This window comes from Arthrobacter sp. EPSL27 (assembly GCF_001512305.1).
Lineage (GTDB): Bacteria > Actinomycetota > Actinomycetes > Actinomycetales > Micrococcaceae > Arthrobacter.
The window spans coordinates 1,419,260-1,443,272 of record NZ_LNUT01000005.1; the positions used below are offsets into that span (position 1 = coordinate 1,419,260).

Consider the following 24,013-nt stretch of genomic DNA (forward strand, 5'->3'; position numbering starts at 1 on the left):
TAGCTACGCCTGCTTCACCATGGCGGCGTCGACGTTGATCTTGACCTTGTCGCTGACCAGCAGCCCGCCGGCTTCGAGGGCGGCGTTCCATGTCAGGCCAAATTCCTTGCGGCTGATCTCGGCCTCCGCGCTGAACCCGGCGCGGGTGGCACCGAACGGGTCCACCGCGACGCCGGTGAACTCGACCTCGAGGTCCACCGGCTTGGTGACTCCGCGGATGGTGAGGTCGCCCGCAAGCACGTAGTCCTCGCCGTCTCCCCGGATGCCCGTGGCACGGAAGGTCATCTCCGGAAACTTCTCGACGTCGAAGAAGTCCGCCCCGCGGACGTGGGCGTCGCGGTTGGCGTCGCCGGAGTCAAAGCTGGCAGTCTTGACGCTGGCATGCAGGCTGGACTCGGCCAGGGAATTGCCGACGTGGGCCTCCGCCGTGGCCTCGTTGAAGCGGCCGCGGACCTTGCTGATGCCTGCATGGCGGACGCTGAAGCCGATCTCGCTGTGGGACATGTCCAGCGTCCAGACGCCTGGGGTCAAACCTTCGGGCAGAGTCACAACGGTCTCCTTCGCGTGGATGGCGGACCGGGCCCGCCGGGTCTTTCGGGGCACTCCCCCAAGGAGCCATGCTAGCCACGCCCGCCCGGTCCGGCTAGGGTTCCCGGCGTCCGGCGGCGGCAGCACCCCGCCGTCGGGAGGAACCGCCGGCCGGGTTACGGCCGCGCCGCCGGCGCCCAGCCGATGGCCGGGGCGATGTGCCGGACCACGGTGCCCAGCAGCTTGGCGTTGAAGTCGACCCCCAGCTGGTTGGGGACGGTGAGCAGCAGGGTGTCGGCGGCCTGGACGGCCGCGTCCGCGGCGAGGTCCGCGGCGATGGCGTCCGGTGCGCCGACGTAGCTGCGGCCGAAGCGCGCCACCAGCCCGTCGATCACCCCCACCTGGTCGCGTTTTTCCCGCAACGCGCTGAGGCCGAAGAACCGCCGGTCCTCGTCGTCCACGATCGGCAGGACGCTGCGGCTGACCGAGACGCGCGGCTGGTGCTGGTGACCGGCGTCGGCCCACGCCTGCCGGAACATGCTGATCTGCTCGGCCTGGAGCTGGTCGAAGGGCACGCCGGTGTCTTCGGTGAGCAGCGTGGAACTCATCAGGTTCATGCCCTGTTCCGCGGTCCAGACGGCGGTGGCCCGGGATCCGGCGCCCCACCAGATCCGCTCGCCAAGGCCCGGTGAATGCGGCTGGACGGGCAGCAGCCCGGACCCGCCGCCCGCGTAGCGCGGCTCCGCCTCCGCCATTCCGGCGCCCGAGATGGCGCGGCGGAACACGGCGGTGTGCCGCCGGGCCATGTCCGCGGCGGTTTCCCCGTCGGCCGGCACGTGGCCGAACGCGGCGGCGCCGTCGCGGGCGGGTTCGGGTGAACCCCGGCTGATCCCGAGCTGCAGCCGCCCGCCGCTGATCAGGTCCGTCGCGGCGGCTTCCTCGGCCATGTAGAGAGGGTTTTCGTAGCGCATGTCGATCACGCCGGTTCCCATTTCGATCCGGCTGGTCCGGGCGGCAACGGCGGCCAGCAGCGGGAACGGGGAGGCCTGCTGCCGGGCGAAGTGGTGCACGCGGAAGAACGCGCCGTCCACGCCCAGCTCCTCGGCGGCGACGGCCAGTTCGATGCCCTGCAGCAGGGCGTCGCGGGCAGTCCGGGTGCGGGAGCCCTCCCCGGGGCCCCAGTGCCCGAAGGACAAAAATCCGATGCGCTTCATGTCAGGGCCAACACCCTAAGCCGCGGCGGCATTCCGGCGGTCAGGAAGCAGAAGCGCTCAGCGCGTCGCAGGTCAGCCTTCCGCCGCCGGGTTCTTGGCCGCCGCCACGAAGTCCCGGATCTTGGCCAGGTCCTTCACCCCGCGGGAGGACTCGACGCCGGAGGAGACGTCCACGCCCCAGGCGCCGGCCTGCGCGGCGGCGCCCGCGACGTTGGCCGGATCGAGGCCCCCGGCCAGGAGCCAGGTGCGCCCAACCAGCCCCTTGGCACGGACCGAGGCGTAGTCCCAGGCCTCGCCGGAGCCGGGAACGGCGGCGTCGATCAGGAGCAGGTCCTCACCCCAGTCCGCGAACGCCTCCGGCGCGGCGGACATGGTGACGGCCCGGATCAGCCGCAGCCCGGCGTCGTGCACAGTGCGCACATCCGCCGGCGTCCGGTCGCCGTGGAGCTGCACCCAACCCAGCCCGGCCTCGCGGGTCAGTTCGACGGCGTCCGCCGCGGCCTCGTGCCGGAAGACGCCGACGGCGGGAAGACCGGCCGGGACGTACGCCAGGAGTTCCCGTGCCTGCGCCGCCGTCACCTCGCGAGGGCTGCTGGTCAGGACGAACCCGACGGCGTCCGCCCCGGCGTCCGCCGCGGCCCGGACCGACTCCGGGGTGCTGAGCCCGCATACCTTGACGAACATCCCGCTCCTTCTGCTGTGGTGGCTGTTGGTGTCTCCGTCGTTTCTGCCTTCGACGGTAGCAAGGAGTCCGGCGTGCCGGCGCCCTGCCGGCCCGCCGGGGTGACATATGACGCCCATGTTCGCGCGGGACATGGGCGCAACGTCGCACCTCGGCGCCGCCGGGCCCGGCGGATAGGGTGGGGGCATGGAGATCATCCGCTTTGCCGACCTGAAGGCCCAACCCTGGCGCAACGGCGGCGGGGTGACCCGCGAGGTGGCCGTGCACCCCGGCTCCGCCTCCCCGCAGGCCGGGACGGACGGCGGCTGGGACTGGCGGGTGAGCATCGCCGAGGTGTCCAAGGCCGGCGACTTCTCGGCGTACCCCGGAATGGACCGCGTCCTCACCGTGGTGGAGGGCGAGCTGCTGCTGCTGACCGTCGACGGCGTCGAGCACCCGCTCGAAAAGTACCGCCCCTACCGGTTCTCCGGCGACGCCGCTGCCGCCGGAGCGCTGCCCACCGGCAACATCCGGGACCTCAACGTCATCACCCGCACCGGCGTGTTCAAGGGGTACACCTCCATCATCGAACTCTCCAAGAAGCGGGCGCACCCGGTGTTCGAGGGACAGCTGGGGATCCTGCTGCAGGGCCAGGCAACCGCGGGCACCGGCGGCGACGAGCAGCCGACGGCACTGGAGCGCTATGACGCCGTCGTAGGTTCCGACGCCGGCACCCCGGAGATCCTGGGCCGCGGCTTCCTGGCCGTCGTGTCGATCGACCCCGTCGGGGACTAGCCTTCAGTCGCCTTCACCCGGGTGGCGCCGATGCCCACCGAATCCTGGGACAGGCGCTGGGCCAGCCAGATCGGCACAATGGACACCACGATCAGGACGACGGCGACCACGTTGACCACCGGCGCCTGGTTGGGCCGGAAGAGGTTCTGCAGGATCCAGATCGGCAGGGTGGTGTCCCCGGCGCCGATGGTGAAAGTGGTCACGATGATCTCGTCGAAGCTCAGCGCGAAGGCCAGCAGGCCGCCGGCCAGGAGTGCTGAGCGCAGCTGCGGGAACGTGACCAGCCGGAACGTGGTGAACACGCCGGCGCCCAGGTCCGCCGAGGCCTCCTCCAGCCCGCCGTGCATCCGGCGCAGCCGCGCAATGACGTTGTTGAACACGGTGACCATGCAGAACGTGGCATGGGCGATCACCACGGTCCACATGCTCAGCGAGACCCCAAGGATGGTGGTGAACATGTTGTTCAGCGCGATGCCGGTCACGATGCCGGGCAGTGCGATGGGCAGGATCACCAGCAGGCTGATGACGTCCCGGCCGAAGAACTTGTAGCGCAGCAGGGCGAGCGCCAGGAGTGTCCCCAGCACCAGGGAGATGAGGGTCGAGACCGCCGCCACCCAGAGCGAGGACACCACGGCCTCGCGGACGCCGGGTGAATCGAAGGCCCGCCCCCACCATTCCAGGGTGAACCCCTTCGGCGGCCAGCCGAAGGTCCGGTCCGCGTTGAAGGAGTTCACCACCACCAGCAGCAGCGGCAGGTAGATGAACAGGAACACCAGTGCGGTGATGACGCCGAGAACCACTTTGGCGCTGCGGGAAAGTCTCATGGTGCTCCTGCCGCCTGATCGGTGCTGACAGTCTTCACAGGCTGTTGAGGGCGCCGGAGCGCCGGACGATGAATAGGTAGAGCATGATGATCACGATCGGGACCAGCGAGACGGCCGCCGCGAAGGGCAGGTTGTTCGCGGCCCCGACGTTCGCGTAGACCACTGTGCCGAGCATCTGCGTGGTGCCGCCGACGATCTGGGCCGTGATGTAGTCGCCCAGCGAGAGCGAGAACGTGAAGATGGTTCCGGCAATGATGGAAGGGACCAGCAGCGGGAACATCACCAGGCGCATGGTGGCCAGCGGCTTCGCGCCCAGGTCCCCGGAGGCCTCCAGCAGCGAATCGGGAACCCGCTCGAACCCCGCGTAGATCGGCAGGATCATAAACGGCAGCCAGATGTAGGCCAGCGTCAGGATCACGGCGGTTTCGCCGTACCCCGGCGACTCCAGCCCCACCGGTGTCCCCAGCCACTCCAGCAGGCCGCCGTCGGCGAGCACGTTCCGCCAGGCGTAGGCCTTCACCAGGTAGCTGGCCCACAGCGGCATCAGCACGGCCACCACCAGCAGCTTCTGCCAGCGGGGGCTGGCCACCTTGGCGATGAAGAACGCCATGGGCAGCGCCAGGACCAGGTCGATCAGGGTCACGGCGATCGCGATCCACAGCGTGCGCAGGGTGATCCGCTGGTAGACCGGGTCGGTCAGGACCGTCACCACGTTCTCGGTGGTCCATTCCGTGGACACCTTGCCGGTGAAGGTGTCCACGGTCCAGAACGCGGTGACCAGCAGGGCCGCCAGGGCGGCGATGTAGACGAGCACCAGCCAGCCGGCGGGGGCGGTGACCAGCCCCGCCAGCCGCAGGTTCGGCGAGCGGTGCAGCAGCGCCGAGAACCTGCGGGCCTTGGGCCGGGGCACGGCGGCAGCCGCCGGGGCCGGGCCGGGGGCCGGGTGCCGCGTCTGGAGGGTCATGTCAGCCCTTGATCTCGGTCCAGGCCTTCGTCCACTCCGCGTAGTCCGTGCACTTGACGTCCGTCCGGCCGTCCAGGCATTTCTCCACCGGGGTGGTCCAGTACCAGATCTGCTGCGCGTAGGCCTCGTCACCGGAGTGGAAGGTCTCGCAGTGCGCCTTGTCCTTGGTCAGGTCGCAGGCCTTGGGGTTGGCCGGGGATTCACCAAAGTACTCCGCCACCGCCGCGTTGGCCTCGGGGCTGGCGATGTAGTCCAGCCAGAGGTAGGCGCAGTTCTTGTTCTTGGACTGCGAGCTGATCATCCACGTGTCCGACCAGCCGGTGGCGCCCTCTTCGGGGAGGAGCGTCTGCACGTTGGCGCCGTCCGCGGTGGCGATGTTGGCGCCCACCTGCCACGTGGTGCCGACCACCGTGCTGCCGCTGGCAAACGCCTGGACTTCCTTGACCACGTCGCTCCAGTACTCGCCGATGTGCTGGCGCTGCTGCTTCAGCAGGTCAACCGCGGCCGCGAGCTGGTCCTTGTCCAGCGCGTAGGGGTTCTTGATGTTGAGCTCCGGCTTGTGGGCCATCAGGTACACGGCGGCGTCGGCGATGTAGATCGGCGAGTCGTACGCGGTGACCTTGCCGCTGTGCTGCGCGGCGTCGTCGAACACGGCACGCCAGGACGTGGGCGCCGGGGTGACGGCATCCACGGAGTACATCAGGAGGTTGGCGCCCCAGCCGTGCGGCATGCCGTAATTCTTGCCGTCCACGGTGTTCCAGGCCTTGTCCTTGAGGAACGGGTACACGTCGGCGTAGTTCTTCAGCAGGTCCATGTTGACGGGCTCCACATTGTTGCCGGCAATCAGGCGCAGGGACGCGTCGCCCGAGGCGGAGACGACGTCGTACTGGCCGGTGCGCATCAGCGTCACCGCTTCGTCCGAGGTGCCGAAGGGCTTGAAGCTGACCTTGCACCCGGTCTGGGCCTCGAAGGGCGCCACCCAGTTGACAGCGGGATCGTTGCTGCCGTCCTCGACGTAGCCGGGCCACGCGAGGATGGAGAGCTGCCCCTCCCCCTGGCCTATTTCCGTCTTGACCGGCTGCGCGGACGGCGAGGCCGATCCCCCGCCGGTGGTGCCGCAGCCCGCCAGTGCGAGGACTGCCGCCGCGGCCACCCCGACAACGCGGGCGGCCCTGTTCCTTGATGCCATGATCCTTACCTTTCGTTGGAGGGGTGAATCAGACTCCGCTGGGCGCTGCGCCGGCGTCAGGAACCGCCGGACGGCAGCCAGACGGCGGCCGCGTCGTCCCAGCTCACGGTGACGCGGCGGTCCAGCAGGTCCGCGTCGCCGCCCGTCAGCAACTCCGGGGTGAGGACCACGACGGCGGGACCGTCGTCGAGCTGCACCCGCACCTGGGTGGCGTGCCCCACATAGACGAGCGAGGTGACGGTTCCGGGGCGGGAGGTGACGCCCGCCCGGGGTTCCGGGGCCGCGTCCGTCCAGGACAGGCGCAGCCGTTCCGGCCGGACGCAGACCTGCTCCGCGCGGCCGTAGAGTTTCTGGGCGTGGGCGGCGTCGAAGATGTTAGATGTGCCGACGAAGTTGGCCACAAACGCGCCGGCGGGGCGTTCGTAGATCTCGTGCGCGGTGCCGATCTGTTCCAGGCTGCCGTTGTTGAAGACACCGATCCGGTCACTCATGGTCAGTGCCTCCTCCTGGTCGTGGGTGACGAAGATGAAGGTAATGCCGAGCGAGCGCTGCAGTTCCTTGAGTTCCACCTGCATCTGCTGCCGGAGTTTCAGGTCCAGGGCACCCAGCGGCTCGTCCAGCAGCAGGACTTTCGGCTGCACCACCAGCGCCCTGGCCAAGGCCACGCGCTGGCGCTGGCCACCGGAGAGCTGCGCGGGCCGGCGCCCGACGAACTTCCCCAGCTGCACACGCTCCAGGGCCTCCCGGGCCCGTTCCTGGCGTTCTTTCTTCGGCACCCCGCGCACGCGCAGGCCGTAGGCCACGTTGTCGATAAGGGACATGTGCGGGAACAGGGCATAGTCCTGGAAGACGGTGTTGAGGTCCCGCTCGAAGGGGGCCATGCCGGTGACGTCCTTGCCCTCGAGCTCGATGCTCCCGGAGGTGGGCAGCTCGAAGCCTGCGATCAGACGCAGCACCGTGGTTTTGCCGGACCCCGACGGCCCCAGCATGGAGAAGAATTCGCCCTGGCGGATGTCCAGGTCCACGTTGTTGACCGCGACGGTGTCCCCGAACTCCTTGGTCAATTTCCGCAGGCGGATCGCCGGAACCGCGTCCGTTTCCGTCTGCCGGCCGGCGGCGAGCGTTTCGGTCATGGGGTGCGCCTCACTCCGTTGCCGGATGGTTGTAGCTGCGACACAGCGGGGTGTGATCCAGGCCACAACAGGCTGCTGGGCCAAATACTATTACTCCATAGGTTTTGTGTATAGACCCCCGGAAATGCCGGGAATAGGATGGCAGGGACCGGACGACGGCGGCCGCTCCCGCCGCCCGAACACCAGATCACAGACCGCCAGGGAGGCCCGGATGCTGCTGACCCCGCAGGGCGCTTCCCGGAGCCTGGCGGCCGTGTTCACCCCGATCAAATCCCGGGGCCTGGTGGACGAGGTCTGCGGCCGGATCGAGCAGGCGGTGGAAACCGGGCTGCTCACCAGCGGCCAGCGGCTGCCGAACGAAACGGAACTCGCCGCCGCCCTGGGCGTCTCCGCGGTGACCGCCCGCGAAGCCCTGTCCCAGCTGCGGAGCTCGGGCATCATCCGCACGGTCCGGGGCCGCAGCGGCGGCAGCTTCATCGCGGACGACGTCCTGCCGTCCCGGGACCGCGCCCTGGACCAGCTGCGGGCACTGACCCGGCTGCAGATCAGCGACCTGGGGCTGCACTACCAGGCCATCGCGGCCGCCTGCGCCAGCGTCGCGGCCCGGCGCTCCGATGCCGCGGACGTGGCCACGCTGCGGTCCTTCATCCCGACGTCGGACCAGGATCCGCTGCACTGGCGGCTTGCCCTCTCCGAGTTCCTCCTGGAGGTGGCCGCCATCGCCCGTTCGGCCCGGCTGGCCCGGGAGCTGATCCGGCTGCAGGCGGACCTCGGCACCCTCACCCTCCTGCCCTGCGCCGACCCCGGGTACCGTACGGCCACCACCGGGCTCCTCGAGGAGGTGGCGGCCGCCGTCGAATCCCACCAGCCGGCCGCCGCGGAAACCGCGGTGAAAGCCCTGGTGGCCGCCACCACCGACTGGCTGCTGCACGAGCAGTCCAAACGCTACTGACCCCTCCCTGCGAGCAAAGGACCTCCGATGCCTGAAACAGCCCCGGACACGCTCACCGCCCACGCCGCGGAGCAGATCGACGCCGCCATCACCGGGATCGAGGACCGGCTGGCCGCGTGGGCGGCGGACGCGGGAGAGGCCCTGGCCGCGCTGTCCGGCAAGGTCACCGGCACCGCCGTCGACAGCTCATACGGCCGGTGGTCGAGGACCTGGTGCGCGCTCCCGACGGCTACGCCGCCGGCGCGGGCTTCCTCGCCAATGCCGGGCTGCTGGGCCCGGAGCGCAGCTACATCGCCTGGTGGCAGGGCGAGGAGATGGAGCACGTGGACGCCCTCGCCAACTTCAGCCCCAACTCCATCAGCCGCTACGTGAAATCCGAGTGGTTCCGCATCCCCGTGGAAACCGGGCGCGCCCACGTGACCGGGCCGTACGTGGACTTCCTGTGCACGGACGAGTACGTCCTCACCTTCACGCACCCGGTCTTCTGCCGGCCGGACGGCCCGGTGGCGGGCATCGTGGGGATGGACGTCACCGTGCAGCGGCTGGAGCGCGGCGCCGTGCCGGGCCTGCGCCGGATCGGGGACCGCGCCACCCTGGTGAACGCCGACGGCCGGGCCATCGCCTCGGCCGCCCCGGAGATCGCCGCGGGCGACCTCGCCGTGCCTGGGGAGGGCTGCAGCTCCTACCCCGTGGGCCGCGCGCTCCGGATCTGGAGCAGCGCCGTTCCCTCACCGACTGCTCCGTAACGGCCCTTCTGACCCCTCAAAACGGCAGTTACGGAACAGTGGATGGTTGTTTGCGGGTTCGACCCTCCGACGGGGCGTTGCTAAGCTGGAATGAAGGCCCCTTCTGGCGGGCCTCCGGACGACGGTTCAGTACCCGGCACGCGACAAGACTGGCCACAGGAGCTGTCATGTCGTGGTTAATTCTCATTCTTTCCGGCTCGTTGGAAGCCGTCTGGGCCGCAGCCCTGCACCGGACCGCGCAGGCTTCGGGCCGCCGCCGGATCGCCCCGGCCGCCGTCTTCCTCATCTCCGTGCTGGCCAGCACCGGCGGACTCGCCATCGCCATGCAGTCGATCCCCACGGGAACCGCCTACGCCGTCTGGGTGGGCGTCGGTGTGGTGCTCACCTCCGCCTATGCCATGACCACCAAAGTGGAGCCTCCGACGGCGGCGCGGATCCTGCTGCTCGGCGGCATCGTGGTGTGCGTGGCCGGCCTGAAGCTGGTGGCATAGCCATGGCAACGACCCGCACCCCCAAGGCACCGGCCGCCACCCTGGCGTGGACCATCCTCCTCGCCTCCGCCGTGCTGGAAGCGGTCTGGGCCACGGCCCTGGGCCTCTCCGACGGCTTCACCCGCCCCCTGCCCACCCTCGTCTTCGCGGTCACCGCCACCCTGAGCATGGTGGGGCTGGGACTTGCCGTCAAAACCATCCCCCTCGGCACCGCCTACGCCGTCTGGGTGGGGATCGGCGCGGCGCTGACGGTGGGCTGGGCGATGGCGACCGGCGTCGAACCCGCCAGCCCGCTCAAACTACTGTTCATCGCCGGGATCGTGGGCTGCGCGGCCGGCCTGAAACTGCTCCCGGCGGGGAAGTCCTAGGCAGCGCCGGCGCTCCTGCCCAGTTACTCCACCCCGGGGGTCAATCCCCCAGCGACACGCCGTGGTTGCTGCAGGCTCGCGGGCGGCAACTGGGCAGGAGCGTCGGAATACCCCGGAGCGGACCGGGGTTGGGGCTAAAACGGCGAATGGAGACCCCCATGAATGCAGCGACAGTCCGGCTCGGCGACGGCCTGGAAGTCAGTCCCCTGGGTTTTGGGGGCATGGCCCTCACCCCGGTGTACGGCGACGTTGACCCGGCTGAGGCCCTGCGGACCCTGCACCACGCTGTGGATTCCGGCGTCAGCTTCATCGACACGGCGGACATCTACGGCGGCGGCAGCAACGAAGAACTGATCGCCCGGCTCCTCAAGGACCGCCGCGGCGAGGTCCAGCTGGCCACCAAGTTCGGCCTGGTGGGCACCCCGGCCACCGGCTACTCGGACATCCGCGGCGACGCCGACTATGTGCGGCAGGCCGTGGACCGGAGCCTGCAGCGGCTGGGCACCGACACCATCGACCTGTACTACATGCACCGCCGTGACCTCCGCGTTCCGATAGTGGAAACCGTGGAGGCCATGGCGGGGCTGGTGCAGGCCGGCAAGGTGCGGCACCTCGGCCTGTCTGAAGTGACGGCCGAGGAGCTGCAGGAAGCCAGCAGTGTCCACCCGATCGCGGCAGTCCAGAGCGAATGGTCCATCTGGAGCCGCGACGTGGAACGCAACGTGGTTCCTGCCGCGGCCGATCTGGGCGTGGGGTTTGTGCCCTATTCGCCGCTGGGCCGGGGATTCCTCACCGGCACCGTGGACGCGTCGAAGCTGGGAAGCAACGACTTCCGCCGCAACATCCCGCGTTTCGCCGAGGCGGCGCTGGACGCCAACCAGGCAGTGGTGGCGGCCGTGCAGGCCGTCGCGGCTGAACTCTCCGTGTCCGGGCAGGCTGCAACTCCTGCCCAGGTAGCCCTGGCCTGGCTGCTGGCGCAGGGCCGGAAGCTGGGACTGCCCGTGGTCCCCATCCCCGGCACCCGCAGGGCCGAACGGATCGACGAGAACCTTGGTGCTTTGGCCCTCGACTTCACCGCAGCGCAGCTGGAGCGGCTCGACGCCGCGGCGGACGCCGTCGTCGGCTCCCGGGCTGCGGACCCGCGGTGGGTGTCCCAGGGCCGTGAATAGCCCGTCCGTAGACTGAAGCCCATGGACTCGCTCATTCACTCGTTACGTGACATCACCATCCGCCGGATTTCGGTCAGCGAGATGGACAACAACGTGTATCTGCTCACCAGCAAAGCCTCCGGTGCGCAGCTCCTGATTGATGCGGCCGATGATCTGGCCGCCATCCAGGGGCTGCTGGCCGACGCCGCCGTGGATACGTCCGCGACGCCGAACCTGGCGCTGATTGCCACCACCCACCAGCACTGGGACCACGTCCGCGCGCTGCCGGCCCTGGTGGAGGCGACCGGGGTGAAGACGGCAGCCGGGACGGATGATGCCCCGGACCTGCCGGTGCCGGTGGATGTGCTGCTGGATCACGGGGACGTCGGCAACTTCGACGGCTTCGACGTGACGGCAGTGCACCTGCGCGGCCACACCCCGGGGTCGATCGCGCTGGTGTACCAGGACCCGGAGGGCCCGGCGCATATCTTTTCCGGCGACTCGCTGTTCCCGGGCGGGGTGGGCAACACGCAGAAGGACCCGGACCGGTTCGCCCAGCTGCTAAGCGACGTGACCGAGCGGCTGTTCGACGTCTATCCGGATGACACTGTGGTGCATCCGGGACACGGCAAGCCCACCACCCTGGGCGCGGAGCGGCCGCACCTGGAGGAGTGGCGCGCCCGCGGCTGGTAGCTTTTGCGCTGCGCTTCGTGATTTGCGCTGCGCGAAATGCCGGTCGCCGCGGTATTCCCGTAGCGTCCGGCATTTCGCGTAGCGCGAGCTACTTTGTGTAGCGGAAAACCGTGGGCTTAGCGGCCGCGGCGTTCGTTCGACGCCGGAGCGGACGCGCGGCGGGGTCCGCTGCCGCGTGCCGGACGGCCGCTGCCGCCACCTGCGTAGGATCCGCCCGAGGTGCCCCCGGTGTTGGAGGACCAGACCGGTGCGCTGCCGCCGGACTTGGCACCGCCGCGCTGGCCGCCCGTGGCGCCGGCAGCTGCACGCTGGCCCGTCGCCGGGCGCCCGCTGCGCTGGCCGCCGGTGGCGCCGCCCGTACGGGGAGCACCGCCGCGGGGTGCGCCGCTGCGGGGAGCCGAAGCGCCCCGGGCGTCTGCTGCGCGGCCGTCGGAGCCGCGTCCTGCCGAGGCGCGGCCGCCGGCGGAGGGGACATCGTTGTGGTGCGCGTAGGCGGTGGAACGGCCGCGGCCCCGGGCGTTGCGGCGCTCAGCGCGCTCGGCGTCGGCCCGGTCCTGGTTCTGCTCCGCGGCACGGTCGGCTGCGTTGCGGGCAGCGGCCTGGCCTTCGTAAGCGGCAGCGCGGCGTTCAGCGCGGGGGAGGTCCGTGCGGGGAGCCTCAGCGGAGACCCGTCCGCGTCCGCCGCGTCCGCCACGGCCACCCGCGGTGGGTGCAGCCTGGCGGCGGGCGCGCTTGCGCTCGGCGTTGGCACCGGTGGAGGTGCCGCCGCCCTGGTTGAACTTGGCGGCCAGCAGTGCGGCGCGGGTGCGCGGATCGATCTTGTCGGCCATTTCGCCTACCAGTTCGGCGACCAGCGGCGAGTTGGCGGTGACGCGCTCGAAGTTCACGTCAACGCCGGCAGCCTTCATGAGCTTCTTGACGTCGGACTGCTGCTCCGGGAGGGTCAGCGTCACCACGGTGCCGTCCGAACCGGCGCGGGCGGTGCGGCCCGAGCGGTGCAGGTAGGCCTTGTGCTCCGTGGGCGGATCCACGTGGATGACCAGCTCGACGTCGTCGACGTGGACACCGCGGGCGGCCACGTCGGTGGCGACCAGGACCCGGACGTCGCCGGAGGAGAACTCGGCGAGGTTCCGGTCACGGGCGTTCTGCGACAGGTTGCCGTGCAGGTCGACGGCGGGGATGCCGGCGTCGGTGAGGGTCTTGGCCAGCTTGCGGGCGTGGTGCTTGGTGCGCATAAAGAGCACGCGGCGGCCGGCGCCCGAGGCGAGCTCGACGATCAGCTGCTTCTTGACGGTCTGGTCGTTGACCACCAGGACGTGGTGTTCCATGGTGGTCACCGCGGCCTGCGGATCGTCCACGGAGTGGGTCAGCGGGTTGGACAGGTAGCGCTGGACGATCTTGTCCACGCCGTTGTCCAGGGTGGCGGAGAACAGGAGGCGCTGGCCCTGGCTGGGGGTCATGTCCATGAGCTTCTTGACTACCGGCAGGAAGCCGAGGTCGGCCATGTGGTCGGCCTCGTCCAGGACGGTGATCTCGACGGCCTCAAGGGTCAGGATGCGCTGGCGGATCAGGTCCTCCAGGCGGCCGGGGCAGGCGATGACGATGTCGACGCCGGCGCGCAGGGCCTTCTCCTGGCGTGCCTGGGAGGTGCCGCCGTAAATCACCGTGGTGGTCAGGCCGGCGGCCTTGGCCAGCGGCTCAATGGTGGCGTTGATCTGGGTGGCGAGCTCGCGGGTCGGTGCGAGGACCAGGCCCAGGGGGCGGCCCGGCTTGCGGAAATAGCCGGCTTCGCGCTCGGCCAGGCGTGCCACGAGCGGGATGGCGAAGGCGATGGTCTTGCCCGAGCCGGTGCGGCCGCGGCCCAGGACGTCGCGTCCGGCCAGGGTGTCCGGGAGGGTCTTGACCTGAATGGGGAACGGTTCAACAATTCCCTGGGCGGTGAGGGTGTCGGCGAGAGCCTTGGGCGTGCCGAGGGCAGCAAAAGTAGTCATAAGTTTTATAGGTCTTTCAGGCGGTGTCCGTGCAGACATCGGCCCCCGTACCGGTTGGCGCAGGGGTTCGCCGAAGAAAAGTCAGGTGATCAACCACGCCGCTGCCGGGTGGGCGGCGGCCGGGACCAAATAGAACGCGTTCATCGACGCAGGATGTGCCCTTCACATGAAAAATCCCACTTCCTGGCGGATTCCGGGGGAACCTGCCAGGCGGTCCGGCTGGTGAACCGGGCCGGTCTCTGAAGGAGACCAAAGTGGGCATCACTGCACATCAAGTCTGTCCAGTCTATCATCCCGGCGGCCCCGGGCCGGTTTCCTCCCGGTCCAGTGCGCCTAGGGAGCCAGGGTGGGGGCGTGGAACAGCGGGACGTGCGGGCCCGCCGCTGCGGGCTTCCGTGCCTCCTGCGCGGGCAGTCCGGCCGCCCGCTTGACGTCCGCGCCGGATGCCCCCAGCCCGGCCGCTGCGGCAGGCACCGGGACCCGCCGGACAACCAGCACCTCGGCGTCGATCAGCCGCCTGGTGCCGGTCCGCTCGTCCAGGATCCAGAAGAGGTCAGTGTCCGCCACCGTGCGGATGACCTTGCCCCGGTGGAAGAGTTTCCCGTTGTGCCACGCCTCGATCTGGTCCCCCACCAACAGCTCCTCACACGATTGCACCTGCTGCCCAACGTCTACGGTCATGGCCTGCTCCTTCCGTGGACCCGGATCCACCCCAGTGTCATTCCGGCTTCCGGCCCCAGCCTCCCCTACCGAGGTTTCAAGGGCGTTTCGGCAGAGTGATCTTCGTGTGTCAGTTTCGGGCGCCGCCGGGCGCCTGGTGCCGCGCGCCTGTTGCAGAGTGCCGGGCCCTGCAATGATGAGGGAACCCAACCCCACCACCGGCGAGGACTTTTATGACTGAGCAGACACACCCCGGGCCCGGCAGCGACGACGGCGCAGCCCAGATGTGGGACGAGATGTACCGAAGCCGGGAGCGGGTCTGGAGCGGCGAGCCGAATCCGCAACTGATCGCCGAGGCCGCGCCCCTGCCGCCCGGGACGGCCCTCGACCTGGGCTGCGGCGAGGGTGCGGACGCCATCTGGCTCGCCAGCCGCGGCTGGACCGTCACCGCCGTCGATGTCTCCGGCGTCGCTTTGGAGCGGGCCAAGGCGCATGCCGAGGAGCGCGGGCAGGGCGGGAAGATCACGTGGGTGCAGCAGGATCTGGCCACGTGGGTGCCTGGCGAGCTCTTCGATCTGGTCACGGCGCAGTTCCTGCATTCCACCGCGATGCCGTGGCAGCAGGCGCTGCAGGTGGCCGCCGCCGCGGTGCGGACCGGCGGCACACTGCTGATCGTGGGCCACCACCCCGAGGGGCTGCCGCCATGGGGGAAGCACCACGAGCACGGGACTGAGCGGTTCTACACGGCGGAACAGCTGGCCGCCGAGCTGGGGATTGAAGCGCCCGAGTGGCGGCTCGACGTCGTCGACACCCGGTACCGCAGCGCCACCGGGCCCGACGGCGAGGCCGCCGCCCTGGCGGACGCCGTGCTGCGCGCCACCCGCCTCGCCGCCCACTGAGCGCGGCACCTGCCGCACCCCGTCCGGCTTCGAACGCGACGGAAGCGTGCGGGGTCGACGGAACGTTCCGGCGACCCCGCGCGCTTCGGTCGACCTCGCGAACGGCCCCGCGGGTTTTTACGTATGACATGGGACACAGGGCGACAAATGGGCCGCGGATGCTCGACAGGTGTCGAACCGGAAACTTCGCAGCGGGCCGGCCAGTGAGGGGCCGCCTCCCGCGTCACGGCAAGGCCGCGCCCGCCGCAGGGGCGCCGGACGCCACCAGCCGGCCGGAAGCCGCCGCCGCGGATCTGCCCCGATCCCGCCCCTACGCTTAAACCACCCCACCAAGTGTTAGCTCCGTCACACCTGCGACGGATCCGTGCGGGCCGCGGGAATGTCCTCCGGCGGCCTGCCCGCAACAAGGAAGAAGCCTCATGTCTGAACGCTCCACCACGGCTGTCCCGAACACTGCACCAGAATCCACCGCCAGCAGCCACGGCCAGGAACCACACCTCGCCCGGGCCCTGGGCAACCGGCACATCCAGCTGCTGGCGATCGGCGGCGCCATCGGCACCGGCCTGTTCATGGGCTCCGGCAAAACCATCTCCCTGGCCGGCCCGTCCGTCATTTTCGTCTACATGATCATCGGCTTCATGCTGTTCTTCGTTATGCGGGCCATGGGCGAACTCCTGCTCTCGAACCTCAGCTACAAGTCCTTCAGCGACTTCGCCGGCGATCTGCTGGGCCCCTGGGCGGGCTTCTTCACGGGCTGGTCCTACTGGTTCTTCTGGGTGGTCACGGGCGTGGCCGACATCGTCGCGATCGCCGGGTACGTGGACAAACTGGCCCCCGGCACGCCGCTGTGGATCCCGGCCCTCATCACCCCGGTGGTGCTGATCCTGCTGAACCTCCCCACGGTCAAGGCCTTTGGCGAGGCGGAATTCTGGTTCGCCATCATCAAGGTGGTGGCCATCCTCGCCCTGATCGCCACAGGCATCGTTATGATCGCCACGCACTTCACCTCCCCCAGCGGCGCGGTGGCCAGCCTCTCCAACATCTGGAACGACGGCGGCATGTTCCCGCACGGCATGTTCGGCTTCATCCTCGGATTCCAGATCGCCATCTTCGCGTTCGCCGGCATCGAACTGGTGGGCACGGCGGCCGCTGAAACCAAGAACCCGGAAAAGAACCTGCCGCGGGCCATCAACTCCATCCCCATCCGGGTGCTGCTGTTCTACGTGGGCGCCCTGGTGGTCATCATGGCGGTCAACCCGTGGCGCAGCATCGATCCCGGCAGCAGCCCGTTCATCGGCATGTTCACCCTCGCCGGCCTCGGCATCGCCGCGGTGGTCATCAACCTGGTGGTGCTGACGTCCGCGGCCTCCAGCGCCAACTCCGGCATCTACTCCACCTCCCGCATGGTCTACGGCCTGGCCCAGGACGGCAACGCCCCGAAGGCCTTCGGCAAGCTGAGCATCCGCAAGGTGCCGCAGAACGCCCTGCTGTTCTCCTGCATCTTCCTGCTGGCCGGGCTGGTGCTGCTCTACTCCGGCGATTCCGTGATCGGCGCGTTCACCATCGTCACGTCGGTGGCCTCGGTGCTGACCATGTTCGTGTGGTCCATGATCCTGGTCAGCTACATCGTGTTCCGCCGCCGCCGGCCCGAGCTGCACGCGGCGTCGAAGTTCAAGATGCCGGGTTCGGGCTTTATGCCCTACGTGGTGCTCGCGTTCTTCGGTTTTATGCTGGTGGCGCTGGGCCAGGCCGACGATACCCGGCTGGCGCTACTGGTGGCGCCGCTCTGGTTCCTGCTGCTCGGCGGCGCCTGGTATTTCAACCGCCAGACGCCGCTGCAGCAGGCGCGGATCGCGGAGTGGAAGGCAGTGCGCGACGCCGGGACGGTCACCGCAGCTCGCTGACCAACGCGCCGGGCGCCGGTCCTTACCGGCGCCCGGCCACCCGCGGGGCCACCGCCACGGCGGCGGCCCCGATCAGCGCCGTCAGGGCGAAGACACCGGCGAAGGATGCCGCCGCCGTCGTGAACGCCGCAAAGATGATTCCCGTGGTGGCGAGCGACAGCGCCCCGCCCAGGGAATCCGAGATGGACATCGCCGAGCTGTTGAAACCCTCGTTGTCCCTGGTGGACAGGGCCAGGGTCATGACGCTCAGGCGCGCATACATCAGGCCCATGCCGGCTCCGGCGAGGATCCACGCGGCAATCGCGACGGCGGCGGGCCAGCCCAGGAGCGTGGTCACGAGCACCAGGACGACGGCGGCCAGGACCAGGGCCGCTCCGGTCCGGACCGCGCGGCGGTGATCCAGCCGCGGCCCCAGCCGGCCCTGGACCGCGGACCCAGCGGCCCAGGCCACCGCGCCGCCCGTGAGCGCCAGCCCGGCGAAGGTGGGCGAGAAGGAGTACCGCTCCACCAGGAGGTACGGCAGGTACACCTCGGCGCCGAAGAACGCCGCAGCGGCCAGGCCGCGCGTAAGAATGACGCTGGGGAGGCCCCGGCGGGCCGTTAGGGTCCCCCTCGGCACCAGTGGCCGGACGGCGATGAGGGCCACCACGACGGCGGCCACGGCTACGAACCCGCCGGCCACCGGGAGCCGGGCGGACAGGTTCAGGCCAAGCACCGCGAGCGCCGCAAGCGCAGCCCAGGCCAGCCGGCCGGAGGCCGAGGTTTTCCGCGGTACAGGGGCGGACATGTCCCCCGGCGCGGCAGTGTATCTTTCGGCGTTGTTTCCGCCATCGCTCGTTTTGCCGTCGCCTGTTCCGCCGTCGCGGGTGCCGTGCAGCCCGCGCAGGGCCGGCACGATCATCAGCAGGGCCGGCACCACCAGGCCCACGACCCCCAGGAACACCCAGTGCCAGCTGAGCAGCTGCGCCACGATGCCGGCGGCAAAAGGTCCCACCAGCGAGGGGATCACCCAGGCCGCGGAAAACGCGGCGAAGATCTTCGGATGCAGCACGGCCGGATAGACCCGGGCGATCACCACATACAGCGCCACCGTCATGGCCCCGCCGCCCAGGCCCTGCACCAGCCGGCCCGCCACGAGGGCCGGCATGGTCTCCGCCGTCCCCGCGACCAGCAGGCCCACCACGAACATGGCCACGGACGCGTACAGCGGCCCCACCGGGCCGCGCCGGTCGGACCAGCTGCCGGCGGCCACCATCCCGATAACGCCGGTGGCCAGCGGGCCGGCAAACGCCAGGGCGTACAAGGCGGCGCCATCCAGCTCACGGCTGACCACCGGCATGATGGTGGTGACGGCCAGCGATTCGAACGCGGCCAGGAACACCAGGGCGCAGGCGCCCAGCGTCACCAGGACGTAGTCGCGGTGGAAGATGCCGGCTGATTCGAGGGTCGCGGCGGGGGCGGTACGGGGCAAGGGCCTGGCCTGATCGATAGTTCTGGAGGGGTGGTGGCTTTAGGGGAAGCATGCCACAGGCGGCGGCCGGGCGCACCCGCACCGTGCGGTTCTATACTTCCCGGAAGACCGCGGCGGCATAGACGGCGAGAGGACACAAGGACGTGACTGAACGGATCGGCATCATTGGCGGCGGGATTGTGGGAATCGCACTGGCGCGGGCGCTGGCCCAGGCCGGGATCGGCGAGGTCACCGTCTTCGAGAAGGAGCACCGGCTGGCCGCCCACCAGACCGGCCACAACTCCGGCGTCGTGCATGCGGGTCTGTACTACGCGGAAGGGTCACTGAAGGCGCGCCTGTGCGTTGCCGGCCGGTCAGCCCTGCGGGAGTTCTGCCAGGAAAAGAACCTGCCCTACCGGGAAGCCGGGAAGCTGGTGGTCGCCGTCGACGAGTCCGAGCTCCCGGCCCTCGCGGAGATCGAACGCCGGTCCCGGGCGAACGGGGTGCCCGGCCTGGCCCGGCTTGACGGCGCCGCGCGGCTGCGCGAGATCGAGCCGCACGTGGCGGGTGTGGCAGCGGTCCATTCGCCGCACACCGCCGTCGTCGATTTCGCGGCGATCACCGAAGCGCTGGCCCAAGACGTCCGGGCCGCGGGCGGGACCATCCTGCTGGGGCAGGAGGTGGTGTCGATGGCCGTGGCGGGGAGCACTGTGCTGGTGGTGGCGGCGGGGTCGGAGCACGTCTTCGACCGGGTGATCGCCTGCGCCGGCCTGCAGTCCGACGTCGTGGCGCGCCTGGTGGGTGCTGACCCCTCGCCGAAGATCCTGCCGTTTCGGGGCGAATACTGGTCGCTCAGCCCGGAACGGACAGACCTGGTGCGGGGCATGATCTACCCGGTCCCGGACCCGCGGTTCCCGTTCCTGGGCGTGCACTTCACCCGCGGAGTGTACGGCGACGTGCACGTGGGCCCCAATGCCGTTCCGGCGCTGGCCCGCGAGGGCTACGGGTGGCGGGCGGTGTCGGCGAAGGACACCTGGGAGTCGCTGCGCTGGCCCGGGGCCTGGCCGCTGGCGAAGAAACACTGGCGGATGGGGGTGGAGGAGATCAGCGCGTCGTTGGTCAAAACCCTGTACTACCGCAAGGCCAGGCGCTTCATCCCGGAACTCGCCATGGCGGACCTCACGGCGAAGACGGCGGCGGGCGTCCGGGCGCAGGCCTGGGACCGGGACGGGTCGCTGCTGGACGATTTCGCCGTGGACCAGATAGGACCCGTGACGCTGCTGCGGAACGCGCCCTCACCGGCGGCGACGTCGTGCCTGGCCATTGCGGACCATCTGGTGGACCGGTACCTGAACGTCCGGCGGCCGTAGGGCACTGGAGTGCCGCGTGCCCGGGGTCAGCCGCCGACGTAGCGGTCGCGCCCGGCGCGGTACCCGAACACCGCGGCCAGGGACCCGACGGCGAGGAAAAGCACCCCGGCGGCCGCGAAGGACCCCGTGGCCTGGTGCAGCTGCCCCACCATCAGGGTGCCGGTGGAGCCCACCCCGTAGCCCACGCCCTGCATCATGCCGGACAGGTGCGCGGCGGTGTGCCCGTCGCGGGTGCGGACCATGATCATGGTCAGCGCGACGGCGGTCAGGCTGCCCTGGCCCAGGCCCAGCAGCCCGGTCCACAGCCAGATGAGCTGCAGCGGGCCGAAGATGCTCAGCGCGAAGCCGGCGCCGGTCATCAGCGCCACCACGGTGTTGATGCCGCGCTGGTCCCGGAACCGGGTGGCGAGCGCCGGGGCAAACAAGGAGCCCAGCATCTGCAGCACGATCGAGACGGAGACGATCAGCCCGGCCGTGCCGCCGTCCACGCCGCGTTCGCGCAGGATCGGCGCCAGCCAGGCGAAGACGCTGAAGGACATCATGGCCTGCAGCACCATAAAGATGGTCACCTGCCAGGCGATGGCCGAGCGCCACACGTTCACGCCGCCGTGCAGCGCGTGCTGGCGGCCGTGGCGCTGCCGGACGGCCACCGGCAGGAACAGCAGGAGGACCACGCCGGCGGGCAGCGCCCAGAACCGCAGCGCCGCGGTCCAGTCGCCCGTCGCGGCAAAAACGGGATACGTGAATCCGGCGCCGAGGGCCGCGGAGGCGCAGATCGCCGTGGTGTAGAGGCCGCCCATGAGTCCCAGCCGGTGCGGGAAGTCGCGTTTCACCAGGCCGGGCAGCAGCACGTTGCAGAGCGAGATCGCGGCGCCGCATGCTGCTGTCCCGGCCAGCAGCGCGGGGAGGTGCCCGGCGTCCCCCGCTTCGAGGGGGCGCAGCAGCAGCCCCGCGGTCAGGACCGCCATGGCGCCCAGCAGCACCCGCTCGGCGCCGAACCGGCGGGCCAGTACGGGTGCCAGCGGCGCGAAGACTCCCAGCAGCGTCACCGGCACGGTGGTGAGGACCACCACCGCCCAGCCGGGCAGCCCGGCGTCGGCCGTCACCTCGGGAAGCACCGCGGAGAAACTGGAGAACACGGTGCGGAGGTTCAGTCCGATCAGGACCAGGCAGACGCCCAGGTAGGCCAGGGCGCGGCGGCCGGCCACGCGGGTGGGTTCCGCCGCGGGGACGTCGTCGATTTCGGCGTCCACCAGCAGGCCCCGGCCGTCCTCGATCTTGAGGCCGCCGACGGTGGAGTCCTGGGAGCTCTTCGGTACAGTCACGGACCCATTCTGGCAGGCCGGGCGCCGCGGGAGTTGTCAACAGCCCCCGCCGCCGCCCTGGGCGTCCGCTCAGCTCCGGCTGAGGATCAGGTACCGTTCGTCGCTGATCTCCTTTCCCCACAGTGCCGGGTCCGTCAACGGCACGACGTCGGCATGGCGGCGGTGCCGGAGCACCAGGTCCCGGCACTCCTGGGCGGGTATCCCGGCGCCGGTACCCCACAGCCCCTCGACCAGGACCATGGTTCCCGTTCCGCGCAGGAGCCGGGCCCAGCGGCCCAGCGCCGCGTCCTGATCCGGCAGCGCCCACACCACGTGCCGGGCCAGCACCACGTCACAGCTTGCCGGCGGGTACGGCGGTTCCGAGGCGTCACCCTGCAGGAAGTCCACCGCCGCCTGGGGCGGAAACCCGCCGGCAGCGGCAGCCCGGGCAGCTTTGGCCTGCGCCGCTTCCACCATCCGGGCGGAGAGGTCCAGGCCCCGGACGCGGTGGCCGGCCTCCGCCAGCAGGAGGGACAGGCTGCCGGTCCCGCAGCCCAGATCCGCCACGTCGCTGCCGGGCCCGGGAATGAGCGGCAGGATCAGGTCCGCCCATGCCCGCCGGACGGCCGGATCCCGCAGACCGTGGTCGGCTTCCTGGTCAAAATCCTTCGCCTGCGTGTCCCAGTATTCGCGTATTGCGTCGGTCATGCGGACAGTCTGCCACGGCCCCCGGACAGGAACGGCTGACCCGGTCCCGCCCGGCCGGACGGCGGAACTCCACTATTCTGGAAGGGATGAGCGAAACCCCAGAATCCCCCGAAACGCCACAGCCGCCGCGCCCGGTGACCCCCGGCAGCCAGGCCTCCTTCGGCACCTACGGCGGCCGCCCGGTCAGCTTTGTGCGCCGCGGCACCCGGCTGCAGGGCCGCCGGCAGGCTGCGTGGGAGGAGCACTCCGACCGGTGGGCCGTGGAGGTCCCCCGGCACGTCGCCAACACGTCCGTGCACCCGGACTACGTCTTCGACGCCGAAGCCGAGTTCGGCCGCAAGGCTCCGCTGATCGTGGAAATCGGTTCCGGCCTGGGCGACGCCGTCTGCCACGCCGCCGAGGAGAACCCGGACACGGACTTCCTCGCCGTGGAGGTCTACACCCCGGGGCTGGCCAACACCCTGATCAAGATCAACAGCCGAGGCCTGACCAACGTCCGGGTGGTGGAGGCGAATGCCCCCGAGGTGCTGGCCACCATGCTGCCGGCCGGATCCGTGACAGAGCTTTGGGTCTTCTTCCCCGACCCCTGGCACAAGTCCCGGCACCACAAACGCCGCCTCATCCAGCCGGCCTTCGCCGAGCTGGCATCGCGGGCCCTCAAGCCCGGGGGCATCTGGCGCATCGCGACGGACTGGTCCAACTACGCCGTCCACGTCCGGGACGTCCTGTCCGGGTCCACCGACTTTGAGAACCTGCACGACGGCGAGCGCAGCGGCCCGGACAGCCCCCTCACCCAGGTGTGGGAATCCGGCGTCGAATCCCTGGTGGGCGGCGCCCCGGTCAAGGAAGGCCGCGCGCCGGTGAGCACGGAACACACCGGCCCCAACGAGGGCATCGACCAGACCGGGGGCTGGGCGCCGCGGTTCGACGGCCGGATCCTGACGAGCTTCGAGGGCAAAGCGCACGAGGCGGGCCGGCTCATTTTCGACCTGGTCTACCGCCGCCGGTAGCGCGGTTCCGGCTCCGGCGGGACCTTGTCCGGCCGCCTTTCCAGGTCCGGCGCAGCGGGTGCTTTTCCCGCGCGGCTCCGCGTGGCACGATTGCGGAAGATGCACCAACCGGGCGGAACGGAAGCCCGGGCGAACCACCGAGCCAGCTGAGGAATCCCGCCATCAAAAAAGAACTGAGATCCGCCACGGACGCCGCGGAAAACATCACCAACTCCCGCGCCCTGGAGATCGTGGCCCGTGCCGGTTTCGCCGTGAGCGGGATCCTGCACCTCCTCATCGGCGTCGTTGCCATCCGGCTCGCCATGGGCGGGGAAGGGAAGGCCGACGTCAGCGGGGCGGTGCAGCAGCTCGCCACCCAGCCGGCCGGCCCGCTGCTGCTGTGGGCCTCGTTCGCGGCGTGCGTGGCCCTCGCCATCTGGCAGACCAGCGACGCCATTTTCGATTTCGAGCACCTGCCTGCCAAAAAGAAGCTGGCCAAAAAGCTCAAGGCCGCACTCCAGGCCGTCGTGTACGCCGGGCTCGCCATCACCTTCTTCAGTTTCGCCAGCGGTGCCGGTTCGGACCAGGGCAGCGCCACGAGCAACCTCACGGCGTCGATGATGAAGGCCCCCGGCGGCGTCGCCCTCCTGATTGCCATCGGCGCGGCCATCGCGATCACCGGGGTTGTGTATGCCATCCGGGGCTTCCGCCAGTCGTTCGCCAAATACCTCCGCCTCCCGGCGTCGCCCAAGGCACGGACGGCGGTGACGGTCCTGGGCGTGGTGGGCTACGCGGCCAAAGGCGTTGCCCTGCTGCTGGTGGGGCTGCTGGTCATCATCGCCACCGTCAAAGCGCACCCCGAGGAATCGACGGGGATCGACGGCGGCCTGAAGGCCCTCCGCGACCAGCCGTTCGGTATGTACATGCTGGCCGCCGTCGGCATCGGCCTGATCTGCTACGGCATTTTCATGATGGTGCGGGCAAAACTCGCCAAAATGTAGGGCCCGCACCTCAGGCGCTCCGGCACCGTCA

24 protein-coding genes and 1 riboswitch are annotated in these 24,013 nt (G+C 70.1%); of the genes, 12 read left to right on the top strand and 12 right to left on the bottom strand.

Features of this window, described 5'->3' with window-relative positions:
* Positions 1 to 3: 3 nt before the first annotated feature.
* From AR539_RS17525 to AR539_RS17535, 3 genes are all read right to left on the bottom strand, one after another.
* On the bottom strand, positions 4 to 549 hold the full coding sequence (locus AR539_RS17525; protein ID WP_066439665.1) for a YceI family protein: 546 nt from the start codon (positions 547 to 549) through the stop codon (positions 4 to 6).
* 155 nt (positions 550 to 704) lie between these two features.
* Positions 705 to 1,742 carry an LLM class flavin-dependent oxidoreductase gene (locus AR539_RS17530; protein ID WP_066439667.1) on the bottom strand — a complete coding sequence of 346 codons (1,038 nt, stop codon included), beginning with the start codon at positions 1,740 to 1,742 and terminating at the stop codon, positions 705 to 707.
* A 72-nt stretch (positions 1,743 to 1,814) separates the two neighbouring features.
* The gene (locus AR539_RS17535) at positions 1,815 to 2,426 is read right to left on the bottom strand and encodes a phosphoribosylanthranilate isomerase (protein WP_066439674.1); all 612 of its coding nucleotides are present in this window, start codon (positions 2,424 to 2,426) and stop codon (positions 1,815 to 1,817) included.
* Positions 2,427 to 2,610: 184 nt separating this feature from the next.
* Here AR539_RS17535 and AR539_RS17540 point away from each other — a divergent pair, with 184 nt between their 5' ends.
* The gene (locus tag AR539_RS17540; protein WP_066439676.1) at positions 2,611 to 3,198 is read left to right on the top strand and encodes a HutD/Ves family protein; all 588 of its coding nucleotides are present in this window, start codon (positions 2,611 to 2,613) and stop codon (positions 3,196 to 3,198) included.
* Here AR539_RS17540 and AR539_RS17545 read toward each other — a convergent pair.
* Genes AR539_RS17545 through AR539_RS17560 form a run of 4 tightly spaced genes read right to left on the bottom strand, consistent with a single transcriptional unit; the run spans position 3,195 to position 7,308 of the window.
* Complete coding sequence (locus AR539_RS17545; protein WP_066439677.1) at positions 3,195 to 4,022, bottom strand: ABC transporter permease; 828 nt, start codon at positions 4,020 to 4,022, stop codon at positions 3,195 to 3,197. The two genes, AR539_RS17540 and AR539_RS17545, sit on opposite strands and share 4 nt — an antisense overlap.
* Before the next feature lie 34 nt (positions 4,023 to 4,056).
* Entirely contained in the window at positions 4,057 to 4,986 is a 930-nt protein-coding gene (locus AR539_RS17550; protein ID WP_082699431.1) for an ABC transporter permease, read from the bottom strand.
* Position 4,987: 1 nt separating this feature from the next.
* A complete protein-coding gene (locus AR539_RS17555; RefSeq protein WP_066439680.1) occupies positions 4,988 to 6,175 on the bottom strand; it encodes an ABC transporter substrate-binding protein in 1,188 nt (395 codons plus the stop codon).
* A 56-nt stretch (positions 6,176 to 6,231) separates the two neighbouring features.
* On the bottom strand, positions 6,232 to 7,308 hold the full coding sequence (locus AR539_RS17560; protein WP_066439681.1) for an ABC transporter ATP-binding protein: 1,077 nt from the start codon (positions 7,306 to 7,308) through the stop codon (positions 6,232 to 6,234).
* 211 nt (positions 7,309 to 7,519) lie between these two features.
* On the opposite strand from AR539_RS17560, the gene AR539_RS17565 reads away from it, so the two are divergent.
* The 6 genes from AR539_RS17565 (at position 7,520) to AR539_RS17590 (ending at position 11,706) form a co-directional block, all read left to right on the top strand.
* On the top strand, positions 7,520 to 8,260 hold the full coding sequence (locus AR539_RS17565) for a FadR/GntR family transcriptional regulator (protein ID WP_066439682.1): 741 nt from the start codon (positions 7,520 to 7,522) through the stop codon (positions 8,258 to 8,260).
* Positions 8,261 to 8,472: 212 nt separating this feature from the next.
* Positions 8,473 to 9,006, top strand: coding sequence for a cache domain-containing protein (locus tag AR539_RS17570; RefSeq protein WP_197410663.1), 534 nt, complete (start codon positions 8,473 to 8,475; stop codon positions 9,004 to 9,006).
* Between the two features lie 91 nt (positions 9,007 to 9,097).
* Positions 9,098 to 9,164, top strand: a riboswitch (guanidine-III (ykkC-III) riboswitch).
* A 9-nt stretch (positions 9,165 to 9,173) separates the two neighbouring features.
* Entirely contained in the window at positions 9,174 to 9,497 is a 324-nt protein-coding gene (locus tag AR539_RS17575; RefSeq protein WP_066439688.1) for a DMT family transporter, read from the top strand.
* 2 nt (positions 9,498 to 9,499) lie between these two features.
* On the top strand, positions 9,500 to 9,865 hold the full coding sequence (locus AR539_RS17580) for a DMT family transporter (RefSeq protein ID WP_066439689.1): 366 nt from the start codon (positions 9,500 to 9,502) through the stop codon (positions 9,863 to 9,865).
* Between the two features lie 146 nt (positions 9,866 to 10,011).
* Positions 10,012 to 11,034: an aldo/keto reductase gene (locus AR539_RS17585; RefSeq protein ID WP_066439690.1), complete on the top strand. Its 1,023-nt coding sequence runs from the start codon at positions 10,012 to 10,014 to the stop codon at positions 11,032 to 11,034.
* A gap of 21 nt (positions 11,035 to 11,055) precedes the next feature.
* Positions 11,056 to 11,706 (top strand): MBL fold metallo-hydrolase, encoded by a 651-nt coding sequence (locus AR539_RS17590; protein WP_066439691.1) that lies wholly within the window; start codon positions 11,056 to 11,058, stop codon positions 11,704 to 11,706.
* 116 nt (positions 11,707 to 11,822) lie between these two features.
* On the opposite strand, the gene AR539_RS17595 is transcribed toward AR539_RS17590, so the two are convergent.
* Together AR539_RS17595 and AR539_RS19765 are read right to left on the bottom strand one after the other, a co-directional pair.
* A complete protein-coding gene (locus AR539_RS17595; RefSeq protein WP_157361050.1) occupies positions 11,823 to 13,697 on the bottom strand; it encodes a DEAD/DEAH box helicase in 1,875 nt (624 codons plus the stop codon).
* A 333-nt stretch (positions 13,698 to 14,030) separates the two neighbouring features.
* The gene (locus AR539_RS19765) at positions 14,031 to 14,378 is read right to left on the bottom strand and encodes a hypothetical protein (RefSeq protein ID WP_082699433.1); all 348 of its coding nucleotides are present in this window, start codon (positions 14,376 to 14,378) and stop codon (positions 14,031 to 14,033) included.
* Between the two features lie 212 nt (positions 14,379 to 14,590).
* On the opposite strand from AR539_RS19765, the gene AR539_RS17605 reads away from it, so the two are divergent.
* Together AR539_RS17605 and cycA are read left to right on the top strand one after the other, a co-directional pair.
* On the top strand, positions 14,591 to 15,256 hold the full coding sequence (locus AR539_RS17605; RefSeq protein WP_066439694.1) for a class I SAM-dependent methyltransferase: 666 nt from the start codon (positions 14,591 to 14,593) through the stop codon (positions 15,254 to 15,256).
* 419 nt (positions 15,257 to 15,675) lie between these two features.
* On the top strand, positions 15,676 to 17,160 hold the full coding sequence (cycA, locus tag AR539_RS17610; protein ID WP_066439695.1) for a D-serine/D-alanine/glycine transporter: 1,485 nt from the start codon (positions 15,676 to 15,678) through the stop codon (positions 17,158 to 17,160).
* A gap of 22 nt (positions 17,161 to 17,182) precedes the next feature.
* Here cycA and AR539_RS17615 read toward each other — a convergent pair whose 3' ends face one another.
* Positions 17,183 to 18,631, bottom strand: coding sequence for an MFS transporter (locus AR539_RS17615; protein WP_066439698.1), 1,449 nt, complete (start codon positions 18,629 to 18,631; stop codon positions 17,183 to 17,185).
* 143 nt (positions 18,632 to 18,774) lie between these two features.
* On the opposite strand from AR539_RS17615, the gene lhgO reads away from it, so the two are divergent.
* Positions 18,775 to 19,980 (top strand): L-2-hydroxyglutarate oxidase, encoded by a 1,206-nt coding sequence (gene lhgO, locus AR539_RS17620; RefSeq protein ID WP_066439699.1) that lies wholly within the window; start codon positions 18,775 to 18,777, stop codon positions 19,978 to 19,980.
* A gap of 26 nt (positions 19,981 to 20,006) precedes the next feature.
* On the opposite strand, the gene AR539_RS17625 is transcribed toward lhgO, so the two are convergent.
* Together AR539_RS17625 and AR539_RS17630 are read right to left on the bottom strand one after the other, a co-directional pair.
* Positions 20,007 to 21,257 carry an MFS transporter gene (locus tag AR539_RS17625; RefSeq protein WP_066440155.1) on the bottom strand — a complete coding sequence of 417 codons (1,251 nt, stop codon included), beginning with the start codon at positions 21,255 to 21,257 and terminating at the stop codon, positions 20,007 to 20,009.
* Positions 21,258 to 21,374: 117 nt separating this feature from the next.
* Positions 21,375 to 21,992, bottom strand: a complete 618-nt coding sequence (locus AR539_RS17630; RefSeq protein ID WP_066439700.1) for a class I SAM-dependent methyltransferase — start codon at positions 21,990 to 21,992, stop codon at positions 21,375 to 21,377.
* 86 nt (positions 21,993 to 22,078) lie between these two features.
* Between AR539_RS17630 and trmB the strand changes: the two genes are divergently transcribed.
* Together trmB and AR539_RS17640 are read left to right on the top strand one after the other, a co-directional pair.
* The gene (trmB, locus tag AR539_RS17635) at positions 22,079 to 23,002 is read left to right on the top strand and encodes a tRNA (guanosine(46)-N7)-methyltransferase TrmB (RefSeq protein ID WP_066439703.1); all 924 of its coding nucleotides are present in this window, start codon (positions 22,079 to 22,081) and stop codon (positions 23,000 to 23,002) included.
* A 173-nt stretch (positions 23,003 to 23,175) separates the two neighbouring features.
* On the top strand, positions 23,176 to 23,982 hold the full coding sequence (locus AR539_RS17640; RefSeq protein WP_066440157.1) for a DUF1206 domain-containing protein: 807 nt from the start codon (positions 23,176 to 23,178) through the stop codon (positions 23,980 to 23,982).
* Positions 23,983 to 24,013 lie beyond the last annotated feature (31 nt).